The organism is Pseudonocardia sp. ICBG601 (genome assembly GCF_020496245.1).
This window is the reverse complement of record NZ_JAHLJA010000088.1, coordinates 1-22,195: the sequence shown is the minus strand read 5'-3', so window position 1 is coordinate 22,195 and position 22,195 is coordinate 1. Positions and strand designations below refer to the sequence as shown.

General features: G+C 75.5%; 24 protein-coding genes and 6 pseudogenes. 21 read left to right on the top strand and 9 right to left on the bottom strand.

Annotated features, from left to right (window positions below; translation table 11 throughout):
* The first annotated feature begins 44 nt into the window (after nt 1–44).
* Together KPL57_RS23900 and KPL57_RS23895 are read left to right on the top strand one after the other, a co-directional pair.
* Nucleotides 45–389, top strand: a complete 345-nt coding sequence (locus KPL57_RS23900; protein WP_075306748.1) for a helix-turn-helix transcriptional regulator — start codon at nt 45–47, stop codon at nt 387–389.
* Entirely contained in the window at nt 386–871 is a 486-nt protein-coding gene (locus tag KPL57_RS23895) for an SRPBCC family protein (RefSeq protein WP_226353248.1), read from the top strand. Before KPL57_RS23900 ends, KPL57_RS23895 begins: the two co-directional genes overlap by 4 nt.
* Here the strand turns inward: KPL57_RS23895 and KPL57_RS23890 are convergent.
* Entirely contained in the window at nt 835–1,650 is an 816-nt protein-coding gene (locus KPL57_RS23890; RefSeq protein WP_226353247.1) for a helix-turn-helix domain-containing protein, read from the bottom strand. The two genes, KPL57_RS23895 and KPL57_RS23890, sit on opposite strands and share 37 nt — an antisense overlap.
* 146 nt (nt 1,651–1,796) lie before the next feature.
* Here KPL57_RS23890 and KPL57_RS23885 point away from each other — a divergent pair, with 146 nt between their 5' ends.
* The 7 genes and pseudogenes from KPL57_RS23885 to KPL57_RS23855 all read left to right on the top strand — a co-directional run bounded on the left by KPL57_RS23885 (nt 1,797) and on the right by KPL57_RS23855 (nt 7,588).
* Complete coding sequence (locus KPL57_RS23885; RefSeq protein WP_226353246.1) at nt 1,797–2,750, top strand: VOC family protein; 954 nt, start codon at nt 1,797–1,799, stop codon at nt 2,748–2,750.
* Nucleotides 2,751–2,915: 165 nt separating this feature from the next.
* On the top strand, nt 2,916–3,371 hold the full coding sequence (locus KPL57_RS23880) for an alpha/beta hydrolase (protein ID WP_226353262.1): 456 nt from the start codon (nt 2,916–2,918) through the stop codon (nt 3,369–3,371).
* Nucleotides 3,372–3,672: 301 nt separating this feature from the next.
* A complete protein-coding gene (locus tag KPL57_RS70110; protein ID WP_226353245.1) occupies nt 3,673–4,269 on the top strand; it encodes a hypothetical protein in 597 nt (198 codons plus the stop codon).
* Nucleotides 4,211–5,781, top strand: a pseudogene (locus tag KPL57_RS23870) (DEAD/DEAH box helicase); the annotation flags it as partial. The gene KPL57_RS70110 and the pseudogene KPL57_RS23870, both read left to right, overlap by 59 nt.
* Nucleotides 5,782–5,805: 24 nt before the next feature.
* Entirely contained in the window at nt 5,806–6,462 is a 657-nt protein-coding gene (locus KPL57_RS23865; RefSeq protein ID WP_264198471.1) for a C-terminal helicase domain-containing protein, read from the top strand.
* Nucleotides 6,455–7,231 (top strand): SWIM zinc finger family protein, encoded by a 777-nt coding sequence (locus KPL57_RS23860; RefSeq protein ID WP_226353244.1) that lies wholly within the window; start codon nt 6,455–6,457, stop codon nt 7,229–7,231. The genes KPL57_RS23865 and KPL57_RS23860 overlap by 8 nt, the downstream gene beginning before the upstream one ends.
* Nucleotides 7,232–7,336: 105 nt before the next feature.
* Nucleotides 7,337–7,588, top strand: coding sequence for a hypothetical protein (locus KPL57_RS23855; protein WP_226353243.1), 252 nt, complete (start codon nt 7,337–7,339; stop codon nt 7,586–7,588).
* A 783-nt stretch (nt 7,589–8,371) separates the two neighbouring features.
* Here KPL57_RS23855 and KPL57_RS23850 read toward each other — a convergent pair.
* Entirely contained in the window at nt 8,372–8,704 is a 333-nt protein-coding gene (locus KPL57_RS23850; protein ID WP_060712041.1) for a DUF3817 domain-containing protein, read from the bottom strand.
* Nucleotides 8,705–8,879: 175 nt separating this feature from the next.
* On the opposite strand from KPL57_RS23850, the gene KPL57_RS23845 reads away from it, so the two are divergent.
* Genes KPL57_RS23845 through KPL57_RS23835 form a run of 3 tightly spaced genes read left to right on the top strand, consistent with a single transcriptional unit; the run spans nt 8,880 to nt 11,315 of the window.
* Entirely contained in the window at nt 8,880–9,458 is a 579-nt protein-coding gene (locus KPL57_RS23845; RefSeq protein WP_308187971.1) for a TIGR03086 family metal-binding protein, read from the top strand.
* A 20-nt stretch (nt 9,459–9,478) separates the two neighbouring features.
* Complete coding sequence (locus KPL57_RS23840) at nt 9,479–10,405, top strand: TIGR03854 family LLM class F420-dependent oxidoreductase (protein WP_226353241.1); 927 nt, start codon at nt 9,479–9,481, stop codon at nt 10,403–10,405.
* Nucleotides 10,406–10,445: 40 nt separating this feature from the next.
* Nucleotides 10,446–11,315: a MerR family transcriptional regulator gene (locus KPL57_RS23835; RefSeq protein ID WP_226353240.1), complete on the top strand. Its 870-nt coding sequence runs from the start codon at nt 10,446–10,448 to the stop codon at nt 11,313–11,315.
* Nucleotides 11,316–11,337: 22 nt separating this feature from the next.
* Here KPL57_RS23835 and KPL57_RS23830 read toward each other — a convergent pair whose 3' ends face one another.
* Entirely contained in the window at nt 11,338–12,099 is a 762-nt protein-coding gene (locus KPL57_RS23830; RefSeq protein ID WP_264198462.1) for an SDR family oxidoreductase, read from the bottom strand.
* 37 nt (nt 12,100–12,136) lie between these two features.
* Here KPL57_RS23830 and KPL57_RS23825 point away from each other — a divergent pair.
* The 4 genes and pseudogenes from KPL57_RS23825 (at nt 12,137) to KPL57_RS23810 (ending at nt 14,277) form a co-directional block, all read left to right on the top strand.
* Nucleotides 12,137–12,642: pseudogene (locus tag KPL57_RS23825) on the top strand (DUF309 domain-containing protein).
* Nucleotides 12,643–12,763: 121 nt separating this feature from the next.
* Nucleotides 12,764–13,120 (top strand): hypothetical protein, encoded by a 357-nt coding sequence (locus tag KPL57_RS23820; protein ID WP_226353239.1) that lies wholly within the window; start codon nt 12,764–12,766, stop codon nt 13,118–13,120.
* Nucleotides 13,121–13,342: 222 nt separating this feature from the next.
* Nucleotides 13,343–14,071 carry a hypothetical protein gene (locus tag KPL57_RS23815; RefSeq protein WP_226353238.1) on the top strand — a complete coding sequence of 243 codons (729 nt, stop codon included), beginning with the start codon at nt 13,343–13,345 and terminating at the stop codon, nt 14,069–14,071.
* Nucleotides 13,984–14,277, top strand: coding sequence for a hypothetical protein (locus KPL57_RS23810; RefSeq protein ID WP_226353237.1), 294 nt, complete (start codon nt 13,984–13,986; stop codon nt 14,275–14,277). The genes KPL57_RS23815 and KPL57_RS23810 overlap by 88 nt, the downstream gene beginning before the upstream one ends.
* 28 nt (nt 14,278–14,305) lie before the next feature.
* On the opposite strand, the pseudogene KPL57_RS23805 reads toward KPL57_RS23810, so the two are convergent.
* The 3 genes and pseudogenes from KPL57_RS23805 to KPL57_RS23795 form a co-directional block, all read right to left on the bottom strand.
* Nucleotides 14,306–15,384 (bottom strand): annotated as a pseudogene (locus KPL57_RS23805) (dipeptidase).
* A 6-nt stretch (nt 15,385–15,390) separates the two neighbouring features.
* Nucleotides 15,391–16,515 (bottom strand): NDMA-dependent alcohol dehydrogenase, encoded by a 1,125-nt coding sequence (locus tag KPL57_RS23800; RefSeq protein ID WP_020626236.1) that lies wholly within the window; start codon nt 16,513–16,515, stop codon nt 15,391–15,393.
* 120 nt (nt 16,516–16,635) lie between these two features.
* A pseudogene (locus tag KPL57_RS23795) lies at nt 16,636–17,401 on the bottom strand (SDR family NAD(P)-dependent oxidoreductase).
* 161 nt (nt 17,402–17,562) lie between these two features.
* Here KPL57_RS23795 and KPL57_RS23790 point away from each other — a divergent pair.
* The 5 genes and pseudogenes from KPL57_RS23790 (at nt 17,563) to KPL57_RS23770 (ending at nt 20,408) form a co-directional block, all read left to right on the top strand.
* Nucleotides 17,563–18,200, top strand: a pseudogene (locus tag KPL57_RS23790) (nicotinamide riboside transporter PnuC).
* A 22-nt stretch (nt 18,201–18,222) separates the two neighbouring features.
* Nucleotides 18,223–18,999, top strand: a complete 777-nt coding sequence (locus tag KPL57_RS23785) for a hypothetical protein (RefSeq protein ID WP_226353235.1) — start codon at nt 18,223–18,225, stop codon at nt 18,997–18,999.
* Nucleotides 18,960–19,067, top strand: coding sequence for a hypothetical protein (locus tag KPL57_RS23780; protein WP_226353234.1), 108 nt, complete (start codon nt 18,960–18,962; stop codon nt 19,065–19,067). Before KPL57_RS23785 ends, KPL57_RS23780 begins: the two co-directional genes overlap by 40 nt.
* Nucleotides 19,068–19,167: 100 nt before the next feature.
* Nucleotides 19,168–19,593 (top strand): DUF3253 domain-containing protein, encoded by a 426-nt coding sequence (locus tag KPL57_RS23775; RefSeq protein ID WP_226353233.1) that lies wholly within the window; start codon nt 19,168–19,170, stop codon nt 19,591–19,593.
* A 5-nt stretch (nt 19,594–19,598) separates the two neighbouring features.
* Nucleotides 19,599–20,408: a methyltransferase domain-containing protein gene (locus tag KPL57_RS23770; protein WP_226353232.1), complete on the top strand. Its 810-nt coding sequence runs from the start codon at nt 19,599–19,601 to the stop codon at nt 20,406–20,408.
* 40 nt (nt 20,409–20,448) lie between these two features.
* Here the strand turns inward: KPL57_RS23770 and KPL57_RS23765 are convergent, their stop codons facing one another.
* The 3 genes and pseudogenes from KPL57_RS23765 to KPL57_RS23755 all read right to left on the bottom strand — a co-directional run.
* Complete coding sequence (locus KPL57_RS23765; RefSeq protein WP_226353231.1) at nt 20,449–21,051, bottom strand: bifunctional 2-polyprenyl-6-hydroxyphenol methylase/3-demethylubiquinol 3-O-methyltransferase UbiG; 603 nt, start codon at nt 21,049–21,051, stop codon at nt 20,449–20,451.
* A gap of 9 nt (nt 21,052–21,060) precedes the next feature.
* The gene (locus KPL57_RS23760; RefSeq protein WP_226353259.1) at nt 21,061–21,912 is read right to left on the bottom strand and encodes an ACT domain-containing protein; all 852 of its coding nucleotides are present in this window, start codon (nt 21,910–21,912) and stop codon (nt 21,061–21,063) included.
* Nucleotides 21,913–21,993: 81 nt separating this feature from the next.
* Nucleotides 21,994–22,195 (bottom strand): annotated as a pseudogene (locus KPL57_RS23755) (Asp/Glu racemase); the annotation flags it as partial.

Genomic DNA, 22,195 nt, shown 5'->3' with positions numbered 1-22,195 from the left:
CGCGCTACGGTCTGTTCAACCGCGAGGTTGAACGAGGAGGAGACGTGGAGGACCGGCTGAACCGGGTCTTCGCCGCACTGGCGGACCCGATCCGGCGCGACATGGTGGCCCGGCTGGCGACGGCCGACGCGACCGTGAACGAGCTGGCCGAGCCCTACGACGTCTCCGTGCAGGCCGTCTCCAAGCACATCCGGGTACTGGAGGACGCCGGTCTGGTCCGGCGCAGCCGGCAGGCCCAGCGCCGTCCGGTGCACCTGGAGGCGGAGGTCTTCGACCTGATGACGGCCTGGATCGAGCGGTACCGGCGGCAGGTGGAGGAGCGCTACGCGCGCCTCGACGCCCTGCTCGCCGAGGAGACCGCGCCCACCGAGCACGAGGAGACGGCATGAGCACCACCGGCACCCGCGGCACCGCCATCGACACCGTCGAGGACCTGCCCGCCATCCGCGTCACCCGGGAGTTCGACGCACCGCCCGAGCGGGTCTTCCGCGCCCACGTCGAGGTGGACGAGGTGAGACGCTGGCTCGGCCCGCGCAGGCTGCGGATGACCGTGGACCGCTGGGACGCGGTGACCGGCGGCGGCTACCGCTACACCCACGCCGACGACGACGGGGAGTACCGCTTCTTCGGCTCGTTCCACGAGGTCCGGGCCCCGGAGCGGATCGTGCAGACCTTCACCTTCGAGGGCTTCGGCGACAGCGTCTGCCTGGAGACGATGACGCTGACCCCGCTGCCCGGTGACCGGACCCGGCTGGTCGCGGAGTCGCTGTACGACTCCTGGGCGGCCCGGGACGCGATGCTGGCCTCGGGCATGGAGGTCAGGGTGAACGAGGGCTACGAGCGACTCGACGAGCTGCTGGCCTCGCGGTAGGCCGCCGGGGTCAGCCCGGTCGCGCGCTTGAACACCTGCCCGAAGTGCGACGGCCCGCGGAACCCCCACCGCGACCCGATCGCCGCGGCGGGCACGTCGGCCAGCGCGGGGTCGGCCAGGTCGCGCCGGCACATCTCGACCCGCCGCGCGCGGATCCAGGCCGCGGCGCTCGTCCCGGTCCCGGCGAACAGGTTGTGCAGGTGGCGGGCCGAGACGAAGTGCGCGGCGGCGATCCCGGCGGGGGCGAGGTCCGGGTCGCCGAGGTTCGCCTCGACGTGGGCCTTGATCCGGTCCAGCAGGTCGCAGTGCGGGGCGGGTTCGACCCCAGCCACGCTGCGCAGCAGCACCCCGACCAGGTCCACCGCGTGCCGCACCGCGACGGCGGCGTGCGGACCCATGGCGAGCCGGTGCGCGTCGAGGTGGCACAGGGTGTCGCACACGTAGCCGGCCAGGCCGGGACCCGCCTCGAACGCCGTGCCCGCCACCCCGGGGAGCGGCTCACCGCGGGGCTCGACGCGGTCGCGGGGGAACCGCACGCACAGCGCGCGGAACGCCCCGTCCGCGGTGGGCGTGCCCGGACGGGCCGGGTCCAGCAGCGCCCACCGCCCGGGGACCAGCGGCTCGCCGTCGCCGAGCAGGGCGCTGCCCGCGAGTGCCACGACCAGGACGAGACGGTCGTCGCCGGGGGCGGGCAGGTCGCCGGTGACGGTGGCGAACTCGACGCCGTCCGGGCCGGGAGCTGGGCCGGAGTGGGTGGGACGGTCGGCGACGGTCGTCATCGGCGGCTCCTGGTCGTGCTGGTGGCCGCCCCCAGGCTAGTCACGCAGCAGCCGCCTGCGGGCCGCGGCGGGCGTGCACTCCGACGACAGCGGTCTGCGCCCGTCGGCGATGTGCCGCGGCCGCGGCGTTCCTAACGTCTCCGAACGTGGCTCATGTCGAAGGCTCGCACCATGTGACCCTGTCCGTCGCCGGCGCCCAGGAGGACGTCGACTTCCACACGAAGATCCTCGGCATGCGCTTCATCAAGCGCACCGTGCTGTTCGACGGCTCGCTGCCGATCTACCACCTCTACTACTCCAACGCCGACGGCGACCCGTCCAGCGTCGTCACCACGTTCCCGTGGGCGCAGGCCGGCCAGTTCGGCACCCGCGGCACCAACCAGGCCCGCGAGGTGCTGCTGTCGGTGCCGGAGGGCTCACTGGACTTCTGGGCGCAGCGGCTGTGCTCCCACGACATCGAGGTCGCCGACGTCGAGCGGTTCGACCAGCGGCGGCTCGCGTTCGCCCACCCGTCGGGCATCGAGTACCAGTTCGTCGCGAACGCCGCCGACCCGCGCCGCGGCTACGAGGGCAACGGGGTCTCGGCCGAGCACGCGATCCACGGCATCCACGGTGTCGGGGTGCACATGACCACCCCGGACCGGATGGTCGAGTTCGCCGACACCTCGTTCTTCGCCCAGGGCGCCCCTGCCGAGGACGGCGACGTGGTCGGGCTGCGGATCGGCGACGCGAAGGTCGGCAACCACCTGGAGATCACCGTCAACCGCCGCGACGACCAGGGCACCTGGCGCTACGGCGCGGGCACCTACCACCACTTCGCCTGGAACGTGTCCGACCTGGCGAACCAGGACGCGGTGAAGTTCGACATCGAGGGCGCCGGCTACACCGACATCTCCGAGCTCAAGGACCGCAAGTACTTCAAGAGCGTCTACGTCCGCACGCCGAGCGGGGCGCTGTTCGAGCTGGCCGTCACCCACGAGGAGGGCGGCTGGACCTGCGACGAGTCGCCCCACGAGCTCGGCACCCGGTTCCAGCTGCCCGAGCAGTTCGAGGACCGGCGCGAGGAGATCTTCGCCAAGCTGGAACCGATCGAGGGCTGATGACCACCTGGGGGGACCCGGACGCGCCGCTGGTCGTGCTCGCCCTGCACGGGCGGGGCCGCGACCCCGACGACATGCGGGCCACCGCGGCCCGGTTCGGGGACGTGCCCGCCCGGTTCGTCGCGCCGGCCGGCACCGGGCGGCAGCTGGTACCCGAAGCCGTTCCTGGAGCCGTTCGACGAGAACCGGGACGCCCTGCTGCGCGCGCTCGACGTCGTCGACGACCGGCTGGCCCGGCTGGCGGACGACGGTGTCGGCCGGGACCGGGTCGTGCTGTGGGGGTTCTCCCAGGGCGCCTGCCTGGCCGCGCACCACCTGCTGGTGCGCGACCCGCGCCCGTGCGCCGGGCTGGTGCTGTTCACCGGCGGCTTCGTCGGGCCGGACCCGGTCCCGGCGCCGCCCGGCGGCTCGCTGGCCCCGACGCCCGCGGTGCTGCGGTCGATCTCGCGCGACCCGTGGGTACCAGCGCACCGCGTGGAGGAGACGGCGTCGCTGCTGGTCGCCGGAGGAGCGCGGGTGGACCTGCGGATCGACGACGGCGACGAGCACGTGATCACCGACGAGGCGTGCGCGGCCGCAGCGGGACTCCTGCACGCGGTCGCTGTCGGGGGTCGCCTCTAGCGTGGGGGTGTGTTCGTCGTCCACGCCCTGCACTCCCCCGCCCGCGGCGTCCTGCTGTGGGCGGAGGGCGGCGAGCGCACCCCGCGCACCGACCGGCGGTCGCTGCGCACGGCGCGGCCGCACCCGTTCGCGGTGCCGTCGGACGAGCTGGCCGCGATCCATCCGGGCAAGCCGGCGTCGGTGACGGTGCTGCTGCCCTCGCAGCCGTCGGGCCCGCAGGACTCCCCCGGGTTGGTCCGCTCCCGGCCACGTACCCGGAGCCGGGCCACGCCGACGCTGGCGCCGTGGACGGTTGCCGGCGGTGGTCGTCGACCCCTCCGAGCTGACCGACCCCTCCGACGAGGTCCGCTACGGCGCCGGGTTCGCCCATCTCGCCGACCTCGCCCGGCTCGCCGAGGAGCTCGCGGCGCGCGGCCGGGTGCTGCCGGTGCTGCTGACCGAGTCCGGGCGGCCCGCGGCACGCTGGCGCCCGGTCGTCCAGGGTCTCGACGCGGTGGCCCGCGCGGACCTGGTGCGGCGGCTGCCGCCGGTCGCGCGGGCCGAGCAGCGGCGCCCGGGCGATGTCGCCGGGCAGGACCCGGACGCCCTGGTCGACGCCGCGCTGGCCCGGTTCACCGACGCCGCGGTGCGCGAGCGGCTGGGCGCAGCGCCGCGATGCCGCTCCCGCTGCCCGCCCGCGCGGACGCCCGGCGGCGTTGCTGCACGCGCTGACCGGGCCGTCGGCCGACCTGCCCGCGACCGGGGCCGGGCTGCAGGCGCTGCGCGAGGCGCTGTCGGTGTGGGAGGACGTCGGTCGCGAGCAGCCCGGCGCCGCCACCGCCCTGTTCCGGCTCGCCGAGGTGTCCACGCTGCACGACCCGGCGGACCCCGGCCCGGACCTCGACGACCAGACCGGTGACGGCACCCGGTGGGAGCTGCACTTCGCGCTGCGCTCCACCGAGGACCCGAGCCTGGTGTTCGACGCGGCCGGGGTGTGGGCCGGCGAGGCCGACGCCCTGGTCGCCGGCGCGCAGGACGTGCTGCTGGCCGAGCTGGGGCGGGCCGCCCAGGTGCTGCCCGGGCTGGTGCCCGCGCTGCGCCGGGCCCGGCCGACCGGCCTCCCGCTCGACGTCGCCGGCGCGCACCGGTTCCTCACCCGGGACGCGCCGGCGCTGCTGGCGGCCGGGTTCGGGGTGGCGCTGCCGCGCGGCTGGGACGGGCGCCGGCCCCTGGGGCTGCGGCTCTCGGCGTCGTCGGCCCCCGCCCCGGGGGTGATCACCCGCGGCGGGCTGGGGCGCGACGAGCTGGCGGAGTTCCGGTGGTCGCTCGCCGTCGGCGACGAGGAGCTGGGCGAGTCCGAGATCGCCGCGCTGGTGGCGGCGAAGGCACCGCTGGTCCGCCTGCGCGGGCGCTGGGTCGCCGTCGACGCCGAGGCGCTGGCGCAGGGGCTGGACTTCCTGCGTCGCCACCGGGACCGGCCGCCCACCGTCGGGGAGGTGCTGGCCGCGGCCCGTGGCGACGCGGACGCCCCGCTGCCGGTGACCGACGTGTCCGCCCGCGGGCACCTCGGGGCGCTGCTGGAGGGCACCGCCGACCGGGCGCTGACGCCGGTGCCGTCCCCGCCGGGGTTCACCGCGACGCTGCGCCCCTACCAGGAGCGCGGGGTGGCGTGGCTGGCGTTCCTGTCGTCGCTGGGGCTGGGGGCCTGCCTGGCCGACGACATGGGGCTGGGCAAGACCGTGCAGCTGCTGGCCCTGGAGGCCCACGACCGCGCCGGTGGGCCGACCGGTGCCCCGACCCTGATCGTGTGCCCGATGTCGACGGTCGGCACCTGGCAGCGGGAGGCCGCGACGTTCGCCCCCGGCCTGCGGGTGCACGCCCACCACGGTGCCGCCCGTCCGCGCGGCGACGCGCTGCACGCCCGGCTCGGCGCGGTGGACCTCGTCGTCACCACCTACGCGACCGCGACCCGGGACGCGGAGGACCTGCGGGCGTGGCGGTTCCACCGGCTCGTCCTCGACGAGGCCCAGATGATCAAGAACGCGCACGCGGCGGCGTCGCGCACGATGCGCTCGTTCGACGCGGGCCACCGGGTCGCGCTGACCGGCACCCCGATGGAGAACCGGTTGGCCGAGCTGTGGTCGGTGATGGACTTCCTCAACCCGGGGTGCTCGGGGTCCCGGAGGTGTTCCGGCAGCGGTTCGCGGTGCCGATCGAGCGTCACCGCGACGCGGGAACGGCCCGCACGCTGCGCCGGATCACCCGGCCCTACCTGCTCCGGCGGGTCAAGACCGATCCCACGGTGATCGACGACCTGCCGGAGAAGATCGAGATCGTGGCCGACCACCGGCTCACCCGGGAGCAGGCGTCGCTGTACCGGACCGTCGTCGACGACATGATGGAGAAGATCGAGGACAGCGACGGCATCGAGCGCCGCGGCAACGTGCTGGCCGCGATGACCAAGCTCAAACAGGTCTGCAACCACCCCGCCCAGCTGCTGCACGACGGGTCCCCGATCCACCGGGCCGGCGGGCGGCACCGCTCGGGCAAGGTCGCCCGGCTGGAGGAGATCCTGGAGCCGGTGCTCGCCGCCGGGGACCGGGCGCTGCTGTTCACCCAGTACACCGAGTTCGCCGCCATGCTGCGCCCGCACCTGTCGGCGCGGTTCGACACCGAGGTGCTCTACCTGCACGGCGGCATCCCGAAGAAGCGGCGCGACGAGATGGTCGCCCGGTTCCAGTCCGGGGAGGGGCCGCAGCTGTTCCTGCTGTCGCTGCGCGCGGGCGGCACCGGGCTCACGCTCACCGCGGCGAACCACGTGATCCACCTGGACCGGTGGTGGAACCCGGCGGTCGAGGACCAGGCCACCGACCGGGCGTTCCGGATCGGGCAGCGGCGCGCGGTGCAGGTGCGCCGGTTCGTGTGCCCGGGCACGGTCGAGGAGCGGATCGAGGAGCTGGTCACGTCGAAGCGGTCGCTGTCGGACATGGTGGTGACCGGCGGGGAGGACTGGCTGACGTCGCTGTCGACCGCCGAGCTGCGCGAGGTGTTCGCGCTCGGCTCCGACGCGGTGGCCGATCCGGACGAGGACACCGGGGACGACGATGAGTGACCGGCCGTTCTGGGCGCAGGAAGACTTCACCGGTGGGCCACCGCGCCGCGTCGAGGGCGGGATCCGGATCCACGCGACGAGGGGCGCGGTCGCCCGGACCTGGTGGTCGGGGCGGTTCCTGGCCGTGCTGGAGCGGCTCGGCGTCGGCGGGCGGCTCTCGCGTGGCCGCAGCTACGCCCGGTCGGGGCAGATCGTGTCGCTCGACGTCGACGCGGGCGCGGTGGTCGCGCTCGTCCAGGGCACCCGGCCGCAGCCCTACCGGGTCCGGATCGGACTGCGGGTCTGGGACAAGACCGAGTGGCGGCGCGTGGAGGAGGCCCTGGCCGCCGACGCCTGGTACACCGCGGCCCTGCTGGCGGGGACCGTGCCCCCGGAGATCGAGGAGCTGCTCGACGGCCTGGGGCTGTCGCTGTTCCCGGCCGAGGGCGCCGACCTCTCGCAGGACTGCTCGTGCCCGGACCACACGGTGCCGTGCAAGCACCTGGCCGCGGTGTTCTACGTGCTGGCCGAGCGCTGCGACACCGACCCGTTCACCCTGCTCACGCTGCGCGGACGAGACCGAGACGCACTGCTGGAGCGGTTGCGGGCCGAACGCGACCGCACCGACGGCCCGGCCGCACCGGCCGGGCCGGTGCCGCTGGCGGACCTACTGGACCGCTTCTGGGAGGGAGCGGCCGGGTCCGCTCCCCCGCGTCCCCGGACACCGGGCCGGGCGCGGTGCTGGACCAGGTTCCCGAGCCGCCGCTGCGGGCCGGCGGCGGGCGGCTGACCGACGCGTTGCGGCCGGTGTACGAGGCGCTGGCCCACCCGGACGCGTGAGGAACCGGGTGGGAGCAGCTGTTCGCGCTGCCCACCGCGGAGGCCGACGGGATCCGTGCCCGACGTGACGCACCGCAGACGGGAGGCCGGGATGCGTAGTCCGTGGACGGCCCTGCGCACGTCGCAGGAGCAGATCAGGAACGAGACCGACGAGCGCGCGGAGCTGGTGCAGCTGCGACGGCGCTGCCTGGAGCTGCAGGCGGTGGTGGTCGCCGGGGGCTCGGCATGGTCACCCTGCTGGGCCGCCCGCTCGGACTGCGGGACGCCTCCGGGGCGACCTGGTCCGGTGCCGTGCTCGTACTGGTGATGGCCCTGCTCGCCGTGTGGCTGGTCGCGCGGGCGATCGGCCGACGGCGGTACGGGACGCACGTGACGCCCGAGCGGGATCGTGCGGAGACCCTTCGCGCACTGCTGCTGCTGCCGCTGTTCCTGGTCGTCGCCGGGGCGCCACTGGTGGGTGGGTGGCGACCTCGCCGACACGGGGTTCTACGTCGTAGTGCTCGCCATCGCCATGGGTGCAGGACTGGGGCTGCGTCTGTGGTTGATCCGGAAGCCCGCCCCGGGCGACGACCGAGCCGGAGAAATGTGAGGGCCGGTCGCCGTGGTCGAGCGACCGGGCCCTCGTCCCGAACTGACGCGCCGCTCCCACCACGAAGCGACACGTGAAACTTAGCCAAGGCTTACCTATTTTGTCAACGGCCTCCACCGGATTCCCCCGGCAGCGTTCCCGAACGACCGACGAGCCGGCCGTGCCGTGCCGTGGCGCGCGAGCAGACCCGAGCCGACGCTCGTGACCTCGCCGTACCCGCCGGGGGCGCCGTGACACCGGGGACGTGGACACCGGGGACGTGGACACCGGGGACGTGGACACCGGGGACGTGGACACCGGGGACGTGGACACCGAGGCCGCAGCACCGGCGGACGCGGCACCCGCACGGACCCCGGAACGCGGGACGGCCCGGCCGCTGTGGTCGATGCGGCCGGGCCGTGTTTCCCGAACTGACGCGCCGCTCCCACCACGAAGCGACGTCCTGAAGTTAGCCTAGGCTTACCTCAAGAGTCAAGAGCGGTGCGCGGATCCGGGAGGCCCTCAGCCGGCGACGGCCCGGGCACGGGCCGGGTCGAGGCGGCCGGTGGACCCGGCGTGGCGCTCGAACCAGATCGTCGTCAGCGGCGGGATGCTGGCGAGCAGCCCGATCACCGTGGTGCGCAGGTCCCAGCGGAACAGCCGCGCGGTCCACAGCGTGACGAGCACGTAGGCGATGAACAGCGCACCGTGGATCGGCCCCATGACCTGCACCCCGACCTCGGTGGTGGCCAGCACCCACTTGACGAACATGCCGATCAGCAGACCGGTCCAGGACAGCGCCTCGGCGATCGCCACGGCACGGAAGACCTTGGCGACGAGGGACGGGTCGTTCATGACGGGGGCTTCCTCCAGTCGGGCGGGACGTCTGGCGTCCACTCTGCCGTAGTCCCCGCCCCACCTTCTACCGGGTGTCGAAATACACGTCCCGCGATGAGATCCGGCGCCGTGGCCGGTCGGAGTGGGCAGGGCCCCCGTCCGTGGGGCGCCGACCCGACCGGAGGTGGCATCCGTGCTCGATCTCGCCCCGACAGCCCGCGCCGTGGCCGACGTCGTCACGGGTGTCCGCGACGACCAGCTCCACGACCCGACCCCGTGCGACGGCATGTCCGTCGCCGCCCTGCTCGACCACCTGCACGGTCTGGCGTGGGCGTTCCGGGTCGCGGCGCAGAAGTCCCCCGAGGCCGCGGGCACCGCGCCCAGCGCCGACGCCGCGCACCTCGTCGCGGACTGGCGCACCGCGATCCCGGCCCGGCTCGACGCGCTGGCGCAGGCCTGGCGCGAGCCGGCCGCCTGGGAGGGGTTCACCGCGGCGGGCGGGCTGGACCTGCCGGCCGACGTCGCCGGGGTCATCGCCCTCGACGAGCTGGTCCTGCACGGCTGGGACCTCGCCGTCGCGACCGGACGCCCGTTCACCCCGGACGACGACGCCGTCGCCGCCGTCCTGGAGTTCACCAGTGCCATGTCCGCACCCGGTCAGGAGGCGTCGCGGGAGGGGTTGTTCGGGCCGGTCGTCGCGGTGCCGGCCGACGCGCCGCCGTTCGACCGGGCGCTGGGCAACAGCGGTCGGGACCCGCGCCGGGGCCGCTGACGCGGGTACCGTCGGCCGGTGTGGTGGCCTCCCCGCACGGCAAGGTCCGCATCGGTGTCGGCTCGGTGGGGCTGCGCACCACCGACCCGGGCTCGGAGTTCGACGAGTTCGTCGACGCCCTCGACCACGCGGGCGTCGACTCGCTGTGGCTGCCCGACCTGGTCTCCGCCCCCGGCGTCGACGCTCTGGTCGGCACCACCTGGGCGGCTGCCCGGACCCGGACGCTCAAGGTCGGCACCGGCGTCACGATCCTGCCCGGCCGCAACCCGATGCTGCTCGCGGCCGAGCTCGCGTCGCTGGCGGTGCTGGCGCCGAAGCGGATCCTGCCGGCGTTCGGCCTGCGCGCGGCGACGCCGTCGGAACGCCAGCTGTTCCCCGTCCCCGGCACCCGGGCCGCGGTGTTCGAGGAGTCCCTGGTGGTGCTGCGCCGGCTGGTGTCCGAGGCGACGGTGACCCACCACGGTCAGTTCTTCACCCTCGACGACGCGTCGGTCGCACCACGCCCGACCCGCCCGCTCGACCTGTGGCTCGGCGGACGTGCCGAGGTCGGGCTGCGCCGGGTCGGCCGGCTCGCCGACGGCTGGCTGGGCAGCTTCCTCACCCCCGACGAGTCCGCCCGCGCCCGCACCGTGATCGAGGCCGCCGCCCGCGACGCGGGCCGGGCGATCGACGACGACCACTACGGCACCAACGTCACCGTCGTACTGCCCGGCGACGGGTCCGACGCCGCCGCCGAGCACGCGCTGCACCGGGCCGCCCAGCAGCGGCCCGACGCCGACCCCGAGCAGCTGGTCGCCCGCGGGTGGGACGGCGCCGCCGAGCAGATCCGCCACCACGTCGAGGGCGGGCTGACCAAGTTCGTGGTGCGCCCCGCCGCCCCGGCGCAGGACTGGGCCCGGTTCCTCGACGAGTTCGTCGCCGAGCTGGGGCCGCTGGAGTCCGGGTGAGGCTTGCTCCTCCCCCGACGGGAGGTCCCACACTGCGACCATGTTGAGCATCGGGGAGTTCGCCCGGATCACCGGCCTCACGGTCAAGGCCCTGCGGCACTACGACGAGCGCGGCCTCATCAGGCCGACCCGGGTCGACCCGTTCACCCGGCACCGGTCCTACGGCAACGGGCAGCTCGCTGACGCCGTGCTCGTCGCAGCCCTGCGCACGGCGGATATGCCCCTGGAACGGATCCGGGCCGCCCTGGCCTCCCCGGCCGACGCCCGCGCGGTGGTGGCCGGGTTCCGCTCCGAGCTGGCCGCGGCCCGAGCCGCACAGGACGCCGCCCTCGCCGCCGCGGAGGTGTTCGTCGACGCGTTCGCCGATCCCGGTCCGGTCGTCGAGCGGGACGTCGACGCCCGGCACTGGGCCGGCGTCGAGCTGAGCGTCCCCGTACCCGACGATCCGGAGACCACCGCCGGGGCCGACGCGGCGCTGTCCCGGGCCGCCGGACGGCTGCGCGCCGAGCTCGAGCACGCCGGGGCGTCGCCGCAGCAGCCGATGTGGACGGCGATGGCCGAGGGCGACGATGGCGCGGCCCTGGTGACGCTGTGCTGGCCGCTCACCGCACCGGCCCCGCGGGGGCTGCTGACGACCGTCGAGGACCTGCCCGTCCGTACCGGGACCCTGCCGAGGCGTCGCGAGCTCGTCGCACGCTGGGATCGGGGGCCGGAGGACGCGACCGGCCACGGACTGCCGCACCCCGCGATGATCGCGTTGATGCACGAGCTGTCCGCCCGCGAGGCCGCAGGGCTGCCCGACCCGCTGGACGGCACCGACACCCTGCGCCAGACCGTGTGGCCCACCGAAGGACCCGACGGCTCCGCGGTCGTGGAACTGGCCCTCACCCTCGTCGCCCACGAGCGCTGACCGGGCCGGCCCGCGGCACGGCTCAGCGCGTCGTCCAGATCCCCCCGTCGACCGGCAGCACCGCGCCGGTCACGTAGGACCCCGCGGCCCCGGCCAGGAACAGCGTCGCCCCGACGACGTCGGACGGCTTCCCCAGGCGCCCGAGCGGGGTGGAGTCGGCGATCTGTTCGCCCGCCGCCTCCAGCGTGGCGCGCATCATCCGTGACGGGAACGGCCCCGGCGCGATGGCGTTCACCGTGATCCCACGCCCGGCGAGGTCACGGGCCAGCACCCGGGTCAGCTGGTGCACCCCGGCCTTGCTGGCCGAGTAGCTGTAGTTCGGCAGCTCCGGCACGCGCAGCCCGTCGATGCTGCCGATGTTGATCACGCGGGCCGGGTCGTCGGCCGATCCGGCGGCCTCCAGCAACGGCAGGAACGCCCGGGTCAGGAAGAACGGCGCCTTCAGGTTGAGGTCGAGCACCTTGTCCCAGGCGTGCGCGGGGAACTCCTCCAGTGGCGCGCCCCAGGTGGCGCCCGCGTTGTTGACCAGCAGGTGCACCCGCTCCTCGCGCGCCCCGACCTCGGCGGCCAGGCGGACGCACTCGTCCTCCGACGACAGGTCCGCGGCGATGCCGGTGCCGCCGATCTCCGCGGCGGTCCCCGCGCAGGCGTCGGCCTTGCGGCTGGACACGAAGACCCGCGCCCCGGCCTCGGCGAGGCCGACCGCGATCATGCGGCCGATGCCGCTGGTGCCGCCGGTGACCACGGCCACTCTGCCACGGACGTCGAACAGTTCGGTGATCATGACGCACGCTAACCGGGAAGCTGGCACGCTCGCAGCCATGACCCGTTCCCGCGACCGCGACGGCCGGGGCCGTGCCCGCAACGCCCGCCCCCGCGACGCCGCCGGGCGTCCGCTCCCGCACGGCGCCCCCGGCGTCGAGCGGGTGCCCGAGGACCTGGCGCTCTCCCCCGCCGAGACCGTCACCGAGGCCCAGCGCCTGCTCGACTCGGGCCGGCCGTTCCACGCCCACGAGGTCCTGGAGGGCACCTGGAAGGACGCCGACGACGACACCCGCGACCTGTGGCGGGCGCTGGCCCAGCTCGCGGTCGGGCTGACCCACGCCCAGCGCGGCAACGCCCGCGGCGCCGTCGCGCTCCTGCGCCGTGGCGCGGAGGGCGTCCGGCTGTGGCGGGTGCTCGACGTCGCCGTCCCGGCCGGGCTGGACCTCGACGGTCTGGTCGCGCACGCGACGCCCTCGCCGACGACGTCGAGCGGGACGGCACCGCCGCCGTCACCTCGGCACGGCTCGCCCCGCGGCTGCGGGTCGCCCGGCCGGGGGTCTGAGCGCCGGGGAGTCCGACGCCACCGCGACGTCCGTGACTCCGGTACGGCCGCGGGGCCACCATGGCGCCGTGCCCATCCCGACCGCGCCCGCCCCGACCGCGCCCTACGGAGCCCGCTGACGGTGCCCACCCGTGCCACGTCCCGGTCCTGGCCGCGTGCGCTGCTGCGCGAGGCCCGGTCGCTGCCCACGCTGCTGCTGCTCGCGCTGATCGCCGTCGTCGGCGTGCCGCTGGTGATCCTGCTGACCCCGGAGAACCACGTCGAGGTGTTCGGCCAGGACGTCGGCGTGGGCGCCAGGGTGCCGCCGCTGACGCTGTCCGGGCCCGCGCAGATCGCCCAGCTCGGCAAACGCCGAGTTCGACCTCACGACCGTGCAGGTGTGGGGTCCGATCCGGCCGCGGTTGTCCATCGGGCCGTTGAAGCGGCCCGCCGACAACGGCCCGGTCCTGGGCCCGCACACCGTCGACGGCGCCGGTGACGCGGTCCGCGACATCGGCGAGGGGTTCGTGACCTGGTACCTGTGGGGCGCCACGGGCATCGTGCTGGTCGCGCTGCTGGGCAGCGGGCTGATGGCGACCGCGCGGCTGCTGATGGCGCTGCACCGGACCCGCGCCCGCCGGTACCGGCCGGTGCACTGGGACGACCTGGCCGGGCCGATCGGGCGGATGACCGTCGTCGCGGTGACGGCCTCGGTGCTGCTGTGGGCGGGTGCCGGGGTCGCCGCGCTGCAGGGCACCATGACCGGCCTGGGCCGGGTCACCTCGCTGACCGACCTCGTCGGGGCGGCGACGGTCACCCCGTCACCGGTCGGGCCCGCGGTGACCGGGGTCGCGGGCGCGGTGATCGGGGACTCCCGCGCGGCCCGGATCGGCGGTCCTGCGCTGCGCGGCGAGGACGGCACCGTCCCCCGGAGGACCGCGCCTGCGGGCGCAGCACCGACTCCCTCGCCGCCGAGCTCGCCCGGCTGCGTGGCGAGGACGTCCTCAACCTGGCCTGCGCCGGGGCGGGCGTCGCGGCCGGGCTGCGGGGGCCGCAGCTGCGCGAGGGCGTCACCGTCGACCCGCAGGTCGGGCGGCTCAAGCAGGTCCGGAACCTGCAGTGGGTGGTCGTCGCGGTCGGCCCGAACGACCTGGCCTGGTCGGACTTCCTGCTGTACTGCTACGGCCTCGCCACCTGCGACGACCGGCTCTCCGACGGCGAGTTCGAGTCCCGGCTGGCCGGGTTCGCCCGCGACGTCGGCGCCCTGTTCACCGACCTCGACACGCTGCCGGGCGCCCGCGGGTGGTGGTCACCCTGTCCTACGACCCGTTCCCGGCCCGGTTCGACCCGACCTGTGCCGACATGCGCGGACCGGCCGGCACCCCGGGCCTGGACCAGGCCAAGCTCGACCTGCTCGCCGAGCGGAACCGCCGTCTCAACGACGTGCTGACCGACGGCGCCGCCCGCTTCGGGTTCGCCACCGCCGCGCCGGCCCTGGCGCCGCTGTGCGCCCCGGACCGCGACCGGATGCCGCCGGACATCATGGGGCTCGCCACCCCGGACCCGTTCCACCCCACCGCGATCGGGTCGCTGCGCATCGCCGCCTCCGCCGCCGCGGCGCTCGCGTCGGCGCGCCCCGGCGGCGGCACGCCCTGACCCAGGCCTGCCGCCGCCGGGGCGGCGGTCAGGCGTCGGCGTCGCGCAGCACCCGCAGGGCGTTGCGGTGCGCGAGCTTGGCCAGGTCGTCGGCGCTCCACCCGCGGTCGGCGAGCGCGTCGAGCAGCCGCGGTAGGTCGAGACGTCGGAGAGCTCGTCGGGGAGCTCGGAGGTCCCGTCGAAGTCGCCGCCGATGCCGACGTGGTCGATCCCGGCGGCCTCGCGGAGGTGCTCGACGTGGGCGACGACGTCGGCGAGGGTCGCGCGCGGCGCGGGCGGCCCGTCCCAGGTCGCGACGAACCGGTCGCGGGCGCCGAGGTCGCGGTGGTCGACCCCGGCCGCGGCCATGGCCTCGCGTAGCCGGGTGTCCCAGCCGGTGACCGCGGCGGAGACGAAGCGGGGCACGAACGTCGCCATGACCACGCCGCCGTTGCCGGGCAGCGCCTCCAGCACGTCCGCGGGCACGTTGCGCGGGTGGTCGGTGACCGCGCGGGCACCGGAGTGGGTGAACAGCACCGGCCGGGTGCTGACGGCGAGGGCCTGGTGCATCGTCGACGGCGCGACGTGTGACAGGTCGACGATCATGCCGATGCGGTTCATCTCGGCGACGACCTCGCGGCCGAACGGCGAGAGCCCGTCGTGGCGGGGCGTGTCGGTGGCCGAGTCGGCCCAGTTGTTGTTCAGGTTGTGGGTCAGGGTGAGGTAACGGACCCCGAGCCCGCGCAGGACCCGCAGCACGGCGAGCGAGTCGGCGATGCAGTGCCCGCCCTCGGCCCCCATCAGGGAGGCGACCCGCCCGGATCCGACGACGGCGTCGACGTCGTCGGCGGTGTCGGCGAACGCCAGGGCGTCCGGGTGGGCGGCGAGCAGCCGTCGCACCCGGTCGACCTGGTCGAGGACGGCGGTCACCGCCTCGTCGTGGCCCAGCTCGCCCGGCACGTACACCGACCAGAACTGCGCACCGACCCGCCCGGCACGCAGCCGGGGCAGGTCGGTGTGCAGCCGTCGGTCGCCGGCGGCGACGTCCGGCTCGGCGGCCGGGTCACCCCCGGACAACTCGCGCAGGGCCCAGGGGAGGTCGTTGTGGCCGTCGAGGACGAACGTCATGCCCCATCAGTAGCGGATGACGCCGCGGATGTTCTTACCGGCGTGCATGTCCTCGTAGGCGGTGGCGACCTGGTCCAGGGTGTAGGTGGTGGTGACCAGCTCGTCGAGCTTCAGCGCGCCGGCCCGGTAGAGCTCCAGCTGCCGCAGGATGTCCCAGTTCGGGTTGGACATGCCGAACATCGCACCCTGGATGCGCTTCTGGAACAGGGTGACGTCGGCCAGCGACACCGGCAGCGGCTCGGTCGAGTTGATGTCCCCCAGCGCGGTGACGACGACGGTGCCCGCCTTGCGGATCGAGGCCATCGCCTGCCCGATGTGGTCGGGCTTCACGACGCCGACGGTCACGACGGTCTGGTCGGCGCCCTGACCGTTGGTGAACTGCTTCGCGATCTCGGTGGCCTCCTCCATCGTCTCCACCGCGTGCGTGGCGCCGAGCTCCTGGGCCTTCTCCCGCTTCAGCGCGACCGGGTCGACGGCGATGATGTTCGCCGCGCCGGCGTGCGAGGCGCCCTGGACCGCGTTGATGCCGATGCCGCCGATGCCCATGACGATCGTGGTGTGCCCCGGCTGCACGCCGCCGGCGTTGACCGCGGAGCCCCAGCCGGTGCCGACGCCGCAGCCGACCAGGCAGGCGACCTCCAGCGGGATGTCGTCGGGGACCTTCACGCAGGAGTCCTCCGAGACCAGCGTGGTCTCGCAGAAGGTCGAGATGCCGCACATCTGGCCGACCGGGGTGCCGTCGTCGGCGAGCCGCAGGCGGGTGGTGTTCTCCTCCCAGCGGGTGCCGGCGAGCAGCCCCGCGCCGAGGTCGCACAGGTTCTGCATGCCGCTGGCGCACCAGCGACAGTGCCCGCAGGACGGCAGGAACGAGAAGACGACGTGGTCGCCCTCCTTGAGGCCCTTCTTGTTCGCCCCGGCGCGGGTGACGATGCCGGAGCCCTCGTGGCCGCCGGCGAACGGGTAGGTGCCGACCGGGATGTCGCCGGTGGCGATGTGGTCGTCGGAGTGGCACAGGCCCGACGCGACCATCTTCACCTCGATCTCGCCGGCGCGCGGCTCGTCGAGTTCGAGGTCGACGACCTCGTACTTGCCCGGAGCGCTCCGGACGATTGCTCCACGGGTGTGTCCCACGGTGGTTCTCCTCAGACGTCGTCGTCCAACGGGATGCGCACGCGACGATATGAGCCAGGCCACTCCAGGGGAAGTGCCACACGCAGATCGCGGGACACCATTCACCTGTAGATCGTGTCGCTAACGGGGCATCCGCCGCCAGACGGCGCGGGGCAGCAGCCGCAGCCCGAGGAACAGCAGCCGCAGCGTGCCGGGCACCCAGACGTCGGCGTTGCCCCGACCGCGGCGGACCGCGCGCACCGTGGCGTCGGCGACCTGCGCGGGCGTCGACGACAGCGGCGCCGGGCTCATGCCCTCGGTCATCCGCCGACGACGAACCCCGGGCGGATCACACCAGCCGCACCCCGTGCCGTGCAACGCGTCGGCCAGGCCGGAGGCGAACCCGTCGAGCCCGGCCTTGGCGCTGCCGTAGACGTAGTTGGCGCGCCGCACCCGGACCCCGGCCACCGAGGAGTAGACGACCAGCGTCCCGCTCCCCTGCGCGCGCAGCACCTGGGCCAGCTCGGTGAGCAGGTGGACCTGGGCGAGGTAGTCGGTGTGCACGATCGCGGCGGCGTGCGCGGCGTCGGTCTCGGCGCGGGCCTGGTCGCCGAGAATCCCGAACGCGACGACGGCGACGTCGATCCGCCCGTGCCGGGCGGTCACCTCGTCGAGCAGCGGGCGGTGGCGGGCGAGGTCGTCGGCGTCGAAGGCGACGGTGTCCACCGCGGCGCCCGCGGCCCGCACCCGGGCCGTCTCGGTGGTCAGCTCGTCGGGCGGCGCGCGGCCAGCACGACCGTGTCGGTGTCCCGGCGGCGAGCCGTTCGGCGACCTCCAGCCCGATCTCGCTGCGACCACCAGGACCAGGACCGTGCGTTCCGAACCACCCACACGGTGCAGCCTCCACCCGGTGGCGGAGCGTCGTCGCCGTGGGGTCGGACGGGGAGACCCACTCGACCGAGGGTGGTGTGGGTCCGCTCACACCGGCCGGGTGGGGATGGGCGGGACGGCGCCGTCGTTGTGTGCTGTCACGGGGCGTGCCCGCCGCGCTCCGGGAAGGGGACCGTCGTGGACCTCCTGCTGCACCACGGGCTGACCGCGTTCGGGCAGTTCGTGTCGTGGGCCGAGCTCGTCGGACAGATCGGCGCCATCGCCGTGGTCTTCCTGGCGCGCCGCGCAGCCTCGCGACCTGGCCGGTGCAGATGGCGGCCTGCGTGCTGCTGTTCACCGTCTACGCCTCGGCGCACCTGGGCGGGCTCGCGTTCCGGCAGGTCATCGTGCTGGCCATCTCGGTGTTCGGGCTCGTCGCGTGGCTGCGCAGGCGCGACCCGGTCTACGGGCTCGCGGTGCGCCAGGCGAGCACCGCCCAGCGGCTCGGGCTGGCCGGGCTGCTCGTCGGCGGCACCGTCGTCATGGCGCTGGTGCTCGACGCGCTCGATGCCAGCTGGGCGCCCTGGCCGGACGCCGCGATCTTCGTCGGCACCGCGGTCGCGTTCCTCGCCCAGGCTCTGCGGTTCGTCGAGTTCTGGGTGATCTGGCTGCTGGTCGACGCCGTCGGCGTGCCGTTGCAGCTGGCCTCGGGGCTGTGGTTCTCCGCCGCGGTCTACGTCGTGTTCGCCGGGCTGGTCGTGCACGGCTGGTGGAGCTGGGCGCGGACCCGGCGCACCGTGGCGGCCGCGCAGCGGGAGCCGTCGCGGGCGGTCTGAGCCGCCGCGGGATACTGCCCGGATGAGCACGTCCCCCGTCCGCCGCGCCGCCGTCCTGGGTTCCCCGATCGCCCATTCGCTGTCCCCGGCGCTGCACAACGCCGCCTACACCGCACTCGGGCTGACCGGCTGGCACTACGACCGGTACGAGGTCGACGAGGCGGGCCTGGCCGGGTTCGTCGCCGGGCTCGGCCCGGAGTGGGCCGGACTGTCGCTGACGATGCCGCTCAAGCGGGTGCTGCTCGACGTCGCCGACCACGTCGCGCCGGGGGCGGCCGCGATCGGGGCCGGCAACACCCTGGTCTTCGAGGGCACCGGCGCGACGGCGCACAACACCGACGTCACCGGGATCGCGCGCTCGCTGCGCGCCGCGGGTGCCGGCGGCGGGCGCGCCGTCGTGCTCGGGGCGGGCGGGACCGCGCAGGCCGCCGTCGCCGCGCTGCACGACATGGAGGTCGACGCCGTCGACGTGCTGGTCCGCGACGCCGGGCGGGCCTCCGCGCTGCGCGGGACCGCCGAGCGGCTCGGCACCGAGGTGACGGTGCACGCGTGTGCTGACCGACCCGCCCGCCGCGGCGCGGCTGCTCGAGGGGGCCGACGCGGTCGTCTCCACGCTCCCGGCGGGGGCGGCCGACGCCCTGGCCGGCGCCCGCTGGCGGCCGGGGACCGTGCTGCTCGACGCGGTCTACGCGCCGTGGCCGACGGTCGTCGCGGGCGGCGCGGCGGCGGCCGGGCGCGCGGATCGTCTCCGGTCTGGAGATGCTGCTGCAGCAGGCGGTCGCGCAGGTCGAGCTCATGACCGGGCGCCCCGGCCCGGAGGCCGCCATGCGCGAGGCCCTCGACGCGGCCGTGCTCGCCCGCAGCTGAGGCCCCGGTCCGACGGGCCCCACCCGCGCCCCGCTCCGGGACCGGGCGCCCGACGACGCTCGGCGAGCGGAGCGCCGCGGGCGCGACGACCATGGGGGTCGTGGAGGAGACGACGGAGGCCGACGACGGGGACCAGGACCGCGACCGCTCCCGGGACCGGCACCGGGGGAAGGGCCGTCCGGTCGGCACCGAGCTGGAGTCGGCGATCACCGGGCTCCTCGACCGGCGCAGGAGCGGGGCGACGATCTGCCCGTCCGAGGCGGCCCGCGCCGTCGACCCCGACGGCTGGCGCGACCTCATGGAACCGGCGCGGACGGCCGCGCGCCGTCTCGTCGACGCCGGGCGGGTGGAGATCGTGCAGTCCGGCCGGGTCGTGGACCCGTCGACGGCGAGGGGGCCGATCCGGATCCGCCGAGTGCCGGACCGAGCGGCCGGTCCGGTCGAGCGGCGTGCCGGACCGAGCGGCACACCCGGCCGAGCAGAAGGCCGGTCGAGCGCCGGGCCGGCTGACGGCGTGCCAGGCTGACCCCCGTGCCCCGCGACACCTACACCCACGGTCATCCGGGCGTCGTCGTCCGGTCGCACGCGGCCCGCACCGCGCAGGACTCGTGCGCCTACCTGCTGGACCGGCTCGCGCCCGGCACCAGCCTGCTCGACGTCGGCTGCGGCCCCGGCAGCATCACCGCCGACCTCGCCGAGCGGGTCGCGCCCGGCCGGTGTGCGCGGCGTCGAGGTGGTGCCCGGCCCCTGGAGCAGGCCCGCGCCGGTGCCGCCGCCCGCGGCCTGGACGTGGAGTTCGCCGTCGACGACGGCTATGCCCTGTCCGACCCGGACGACACCTGGGACGTCGTGCACGCCCACCAGGTGCTCCAGCACGTGTCCGACCCGGTCGCGGTCGCGGTGTGCTGCGGAGATGGGCCGGGTCGCCCGCCCCGGCGGACTGGTCGCCGCCCGCGACGCCGACTACGCCGGGTTCCACTGGTGGCCGCACGACCCGCGCCTGGACCGCTGGCTGGAGCTGTACCGGGCCGTCGCCCGCGGCAACGACGCCGAGCCCGACGCCGGACGGCGGCTGCTCGGCTGGGCGCACGCGGCCGGGTTCAGCGAGGTGACACCGTCGGCGTCGGTCTGGTGCCACGCGACCCCGCACGCCCGCGCCGCCTGGGGCGGGATGTGGCCGACCGCATCCACACCGGGGTCGGCCGGATGGCCGGTCGACCGCGGGCTGGCGAGGAGCCCGAGCTGGCGGACATCTCGGCGGCGTGGCGGGAGTGGGCCGCGCACCCGGACGGCTGGCTGGTGATCCCGCACGGCGAGATCCTCGCCCGGGTGCTCGGCTGAGCGGGCGGCCGGGCGGCCGGCCGACGGGGTTCAGTCGCGTTCAGTCGCGCCGGTGCAGCGCGACGACGTAGTCGCCCCTCGACCACGGCTCGCGGTCCCAGGTGGCCCAGCGCACGACCGGCACGAGTCCGGCGGCGGCGCACCACGCGTCGTGGTCGTCGGGGGTCGGCCAGCCCGGCTGCGTCGCGAACCCGGCGAGCAGCAGCCCGCCGGCGCGCAGGTGTGCCGCGCACCCGGCGACCACTCCGGCACGGTCGCTCGCGTACGGGATCACGTTGCCCGCGAGCACCACCAGCGCGAACCGGTCCGGCAGGTCGAGGTGCTCCAGACCGGTGGCGACCCAGCGCAGCGCGGGCGCCTTGGCCCGGGCCGCGGCGATCATGTCCGGGTCGGGGTCGACGCCGGTGACGGCGATCCCACGCCGGTCCAGCTCGATCGCGACGCGGCCGGTGCCACAGCCGCCGTCGGGCACGGGGCCGTCGCCGCACAGCGCGGTGACCAGGTCGGCCTCGCCGTGCGGGTTCTCCCCCGCCGCGGCCATCGCCGCCCACTTCCGGTCGTAGTCGGTGAGGTCGACGCGGTCCTTCCAGGAGTCCCAGTCGTCGGGCAGGTTCCCGGGGTCGAGCGTGCGGTCGTCGGACACCCCGACAGGCTAGACGGGGACGCCGGCGGCGAGCCGCCGCCGCAGCCACCGGCCCAGTCCGCGGCGGCGGTGCAGCGGGTGCACCACCACGACGGTCTCGGCACCGGTGTCCGGCGCGGTGAGCCGCGCGGCGACGGCGACGAGGTCTCCCGCCCGCGAGCGCAGCAGCAGGCAGCGCCCGCCGGGTGGGAGCAGCACCGAGCGCAGGTCGGCGTCGGTCCAGGTGGTCGTGGCCTCCGGTGACCCCGCGACGCAGGTGCGCAACAGCGTCGCGAGCTCGGCGGTCTCGGCGCCGGTCGCCGGGGTCGCGGTGAGCGCGTCACCGTCGTCGAGGAGCAGCTCACCGACCGGGCCCGCCGCGCCCGCGCGCAGGAACGCCTCGGCCCGGGCCCGCTCGGTGACGGTGAACGGCGCCCAGCCCCGGCGCGCGACGAGCGGGGTGCCGTCCGGACCGGTCAGCTCCAGCACGTGGGTTCCGGTCGCCGGGCCGGCGACGACGTCGTCGGCGTGCAGCAAGGCGGCGAGGGCCTCGCGCAGCCCGTCCGGGGTGCGCGACGCCGCGACGAGGTCGAGCGCCCGGGTGGGGGTGTCGACGAGCTCGTGCGAGTCGGCCGGGGTGACCCGCACGGTGTCGGGGGCGGAGCCGCGCAGCCGTCGCCGGATCACCCGGGAGAGCCGCTCGGCGGTGACCGGGCCGCCGACCAGCATCTCGTCGACCACCGACCCCGCGTCCTGGGCGTGCACCGACAGGGACAGGATGTTGACGCCGACCTCGGCGACGGCCGCGGTGAGCCGGGCCAGCGCCCCGGACTCGTCGGGCAGCCGGACCCGGACCTTGTGCAGCTCCGGTGCCCCGACCACCCGCAGCACCGTCGGCTCCGGCAGCGCCGGGACCTCCGACGGCACCGGGGTCTCCGGCGGCGCCGCGACGGCGGGGCGACCCTCGACGAGCGTCTGCCCCGGCCCGACGGCGTCACGACCGACCGCGCGCAGCGCGGCCCACACCGTCACCTGGTTCGCGGTGAGGACGGGCTTGCCGAGCTCGCGTTCGAGGCCGGCGACGGCGTCGTAGGTGGCGAGGTTGGTGCACGAGACGAACACCGCCTGCGCATCGGGGTGGTCGGCGGCACGCACGGCGGCGGCG